The sequence below is a fragment of the Hydrogenophaga sp. genome (assembly GCF_041633695.1).
Classification (GTDB): domain Bacteria; phylum Pseudomonadota; class Gammaproteobacteria; order Burkholderiales; family Burkholderiaceae_C; genus Hydrogenophaga.
On the sequence record NZ_JBFJMY010000470.1, the window covers coordinates 1 to 3151 of the forward strand.

A 3151-nucleotide genomic window follows, 5' to 3' on the forward strand; every position below is an offset into this window, starting at 1 on the left:
AAGGCGCTGCGTATCTGGTCGCGGCTCAAGGCCGCGTAGTGCGCGATGCAGGCCGCCCAATCGCCGGGCCAACCCAGGCTGTGCACCAGTTCGCGCGGCAAGCCAAATGGCAAATCGAAGCCGCCCACCCAATGGCCTGGCGCGGCCAAGCGGGCAGCCCAGGCATCCAGCGTCTCGAAGCGCTCCAGCCCGGCCAGCACCACCCGCCCCCGGTTGAGCGCGCCGGTGGCGAGCACGATGGGTTTGCGGCGGCTCGGTGCGCTGGAAAAATCGCAGCCCAGCAGTTGGGGGGTCGGTAACAGCGTCATGAAAAACAGTGTGAACAGGTCCTGGCGCTCAACCCAGGGCCAGCGCCGTCACGCCGGTGGCGATGCACAGCGCCCCGCACACCCGTGCCACGCGGTCGCCCTCGCCCAGCAAATGGCCACCGATGAGGGCGGCAAACAACATCGACACTTCGCGCGCGGGTGCCACGTGCGACAGCGGCGCTTCGCGCATGGCGTACAGCACCAGCACATAGGCCACCGGGCTCACCGTGGCCACCACCAGCGCGTAGCGCCATTGCGCGCGCCACAATTGCCGCGCGGTGGGCAGGTCGCGCAGCACGCTGGGCGCGAGCAGGAGCACGCGCACGAAGTTGCCCATGTAGTCCAGCAGAATCGGCGACATCAGCAGCACTTTGACCGCGTAGCCGTCCACCACGGTGTAAGACGCGATGAAAACGCCCGTGAGCAGGCCGTAAGACATGCCTTTGCGCACACGCTGGCGTGCAGCGGGATCGTGCGAAGCCCGCAGCAGACCCGGGCCACCAGCGATCAGGAAAACGCCGCCCACCACCGCCGCAATGCCCAGGGCACCCAGCGCTGAAATGCGCTCGCCCAGCACCACAATGGCCACCAGCGACGAGAGCAAGGGACCAGAGCCGCGCGCCATGGGGTAGACCACGGTGAGGTCGGCCTTGCGGTAGCCGCGCAGCAGCGTCACGTAATAAAAAACGTGCACCACACCGCTGGCGACCACGAAGCCCCACTCAACAGCACCCCAACGCGGCAATTCGTCGGGCGCCAGCCACCAGCCCAGTGGGGCCCACACCAGCATCATCAAAAATGCGCTGAAGAAGGCAAAACGGGCGTCGCCCGCCGCCTTCTTGGCCACGATGTTCCAGCCGGCGTGGATCAGGCCGGCCAGAATGATGAGGGCGAACGCGGTCAGCGACATGGCATGCACTCGGAGGCCGCAGGTGCCATCTTCCCTCCCAGCGCCGCAGGCGCGCCAGCCAGGGAAGAGCCCCTCAAGCCCGGCCGATGATGCTCGCGGTCGCCATGAGCTCTTCGAGCAGGGCCAGCGACACCTTGCCCGACACGGCATAGGGATCGAACTCGGGCCGCTCGGAGTACTTGAGCACGATGGAGGTGTTGATCTTGGCCAGATTGACCTGGCCCATGGTCCAGCCACCAAAGCGGCGCTCGGTGATTTCTTCGTAGTGCAGCACCACCACCTCGGTGTGGCGTGCGTCGGCCACGATGTGGTTGTAGAGCTGGTTCACCGCGTTGCGCCCGCCTTCAATGGCTTGCAGAAACACGCCACCGCCGTAACACAGCACACCGGTGATGCCGTGGCTCATGTTGTAGGTGCGCGAAGCGCCCAGAATGGCTTCGATGGCCTTGGCGCTGTCTTTGTCGACGGCGCGGCTGACGTAGAGCAGGCGTACAAGCATGGTGGTTCAGTTCTTGCGTGGGAGAAGCGAGAGGAATTCGCGGCGCAGATTGGCGTCTTTCAGAAACACGCCACGCATCACGGAGTTGATCATTTTGCTGTCCATGTCTTTCACGCCGCGCCAGGCCATGCAGTAATGGCTGGCTTCCATGACGATGGCCAGGCCGTCGGGCTGGGTTTTTTCCTGGATCAGGTCGGCCAGCTGCACCACGGCTTCTTCCTGGATCTGTGGGCGTCCCATGATCCATTCGGCCAGGCGCGCGTATTTCGACAGGCCGATCACATTGGTGTGCTCGTTGGGCATGATGCCGATCCAGATCTTCCCGATCACCGGACAGAAATGGTGGCTGCAGGCGCTGCGCACCGTGATCGGGCCCACGATCATGAGTTCGTTCAGGTGCTCGGCGTTGGGGAATTCGGTGATGTTGGGCCCGTGCACATAACGCCCGTTGAACACCTCTTTCAGGTACATCTTGGCCACGCGGCGCGCGGTGTCACCGGTGTTGTGGTCGTTCTCGGTGTCGATCACCATGCTGTCGAGCACACCTTGCATCTTGACAGCGACCTCCTCCAGCAACAGATCGAGCTCACCGGGCTGGATGAAATCGGCGATGTTGTCGTTGGAATGGAAGCGTTTGCGCGCGGCTTGCACGCGTTCTCGGATTTTGACGGACATGGGCACGCCCTGGTCGTCGTCGCGGGGGGCGTTGTCGTTCATGTTGTCTTCGGTTTTCATGAGCATTCGGCATGCTATCACCCCACCCGCCTGCGGCGAATACCAGGCGCCACACCGGGGCTTTTGGTTTCAGGTGAGAACCCGGCAGCCGCTTGCCCGCAGGTTCTGCAAAAGCAATTCCCGCCTCGGCCTCAATCGGTTACGGTAAGCACATGAAAGCACCACCTTTGCCCGATCGAAGCTGTGCGCTGTTCCTGGATTTTGATGGCACGCTGGTCGACCTCGCGCCGCAACCCGATGCGGTGCGCGTGGCCGCACAGCTGCCGCTGCGCCTGGCCTTGCTGTCGGTGGCGCTGGACGGTGCGCTGGCGATCGTCTCGGGCCGCCCGGCAGCGCAGATCGACGCCTTCATGCAGCCCGCACGGTTTTGCCTCGCGGGCGTGCACGGCACCGAGCGCCGGGGCCCCGATGGGGTGCTGCGGCGTTTGCCCGCACCCGACCTGAACCAGGCCCGCGACCTGATCGAAGCCTTTTGCCGCCAGCACAGCGGCTTGTTGCTGGAGACCAAGCCGGGGGCGCTGGCCTTGCACTACCGGCAAGCCCCGGCGCTGGAGCAGGCCTGCCTGGCTGTGATGCAACAAGCCCAGCAATTGGCGCCCGGCATGGATTTGCTGTGCGGGAAAAAGGTGATGGAACTCAAACCCGAGCAAGCCGGCAAGGGCCATGCGGTGCGTGCCTTTCTGCGCGAGCCTCCGTTTC

Annotated in this window: 4 protein-coding genes and 1 pseudogene; 1 reads left to right on the plus strand and 4 read right to left on the minus strand. The window is 64.5% G+C overall.

Annotated elements, in window-relative coordinates; translation table 11 throughout:
- The 4 genes and pseudogenes from ABYB95_RS20240 to folE form a co-directional block, all read right to left on the minus strand.
- Window positions 1–308: pseudogene (locus ABYB95_RS20240) on the minus strand (DUF429 domain-containing protein); the annotation flags it as partial.
- 28 nt (window positions 309–336) lie between these two features.
- Window positions 337–1218, minus strand: a complete 882-nt coding sequence (locus ABYB95_RS20245; RefSeq protein WP_372661090.1) for an EamA family transporter — start codon at window positions 1216–1218, stop codon at window positions 337–339.
- Window positions 1219–1291: 73 nt separating this feature from the next.
- On the minus strand, window positions 1292–1717 hold the full coding sequence (locus ABYB95_RS20250; RefSeq protein ID WP_372661093.1) for a BLUF domain-containing protein: 426 nt from the start codon (window positions 1715–1717) through the stop codon (window positions 1292–1294).
- 6 nt (window positions 1718–1723) lie between these two features.
- The gene (gene folE, locus ABYB95_RS20255; RefSeq protein WP_372661096.1) at window positions 1724–2458 is read right to left on the minus strand and encodes a GTP cyclohydrolase I; all 735 of its coding nucleotides are present in this window, start codon (window positions 2456–2458) and stop codon (window positions 1724–1726) included.
- Window positions 2459–2604: 146 nt separating this feature from the next.
- On the opposite strand from folE, the gene otsB reads away from it, so the two are divergent.
- The coding region (gene otsB / locus ABYB95_RS20260; RefSeq protein ID WP_372661099.1) for a trehalose-phosphatase at window positions 2605–3151 on the plus strand (547 nt) is incomplete at its 3' end.